The following is a 1,059-nucleotide window of genomic DNA, read 5'->3' as shown; positions in this document are numbered from 1 at the left end:
GGCAAAGGCCGCGCGCATGGCGTCTGCGAAAGCGTAGTCCCAAGCGTGCATGTCCCCGGCGGCCTCGCGCTGGGGGTAGCGGGCTTGAAGGGCAAGGATCAGCTGCCGCTCGGCCTCGGTGCAGCCCTCTAAACAAGCCAGCGCGGATTGGGCGGCGTCATAAGCCTGTGCCAGATCTTCGGCACGGCCTTTGCCGTCCCGCAAGTTCCAGGGCAGATTGTAATTCGGGCCGGTTGCATAGGCCACGCCCCAATGGGCCATGGCGCAGCCGGGGTCATGCGCCAACGCCTGCTGGAAGCATTTGACGGCTTCTTCGTGGTTGTAGCCGTAGGTCCAGACCAGGCCGCGGTCGAACCACTTTTGCGTCTCGGGCGAAGCTGCCGTTACCAGACAGGAATGGCTGCCGAGATCATAATCGTAACCCATGAAAAAACCTCCCCAAGTATTTGGAGAGGTTAGGCAGAGGTGTTGACCCGGACAAGATAGTTATTCTGCGGGCAATTGTGCCTCAGCCCGTGCCATCTGCAGCATCAGCAGGAACGCAAGGCCGGCCATTGTCAGCAGCCCTGCAGCCAGCGGCAGCAGTGAACCGTCAAACAGCAGACCCACAGGCGCCGCAATGGCAGCGGCCAGAACGGTGGAGATCGCACCGATGACCGAGGCCGCCATGCCGGCAATATGGCCCATCGGCTCCATCGCAATAGCGTTGAGATTGCCAAGCGTGGTGCCGGCCAGAAAGAACACGCTGGTCTGCCAGGCGACAAACAGGCCGAACAGCAGCGTGTCCGGCAGCGCCTGACCGCTGAGCACCAGCATAATCGCGGAAATGCAGACCTGGGCGGCCAAGGACCAAGTCACGATCCGGCGCATGCCAACGCGGACAACGATGGCTGCATTCAGCAGGCTGGCAGTACCCGCCATCAAGGCCACAAAACCAAACCAGAAGGGGAAGCTGCCAGCGCGGTCAAAGATCACGTCATAGACCTGCTGCACCATGGTCAGCATGGTGAACAGCATGCCCAGGCAAAGGGTCTGCACCAGGATCGACAGGCGCACAGC

The 1,059-nt window shown here is 61.6% G+C and carries 2 pseudogenes; both read right to left on the bottom strand.

Annotated features, from left to right (window positions below):
* Nucleotides 1–426: pseudogene (locus A2I95_RS41680) on the bottom strand (hypothetical protein); the annotation flags it as partial.
* 60 nt (nt 427–486) lie between these two features.
* Nucleotides 487–1,059: pseudogene (locus A2I95_RS41675) on the bottom strand (multidrug MFS transporter); the annotation flags it as partial.

The sequence above is a fragment of the Leisingera sp. F5 genome, from assembly GCF_001593695.1.
This window is presented reverse-complemented; position numbering and strand designations above follow the sequence as displayed.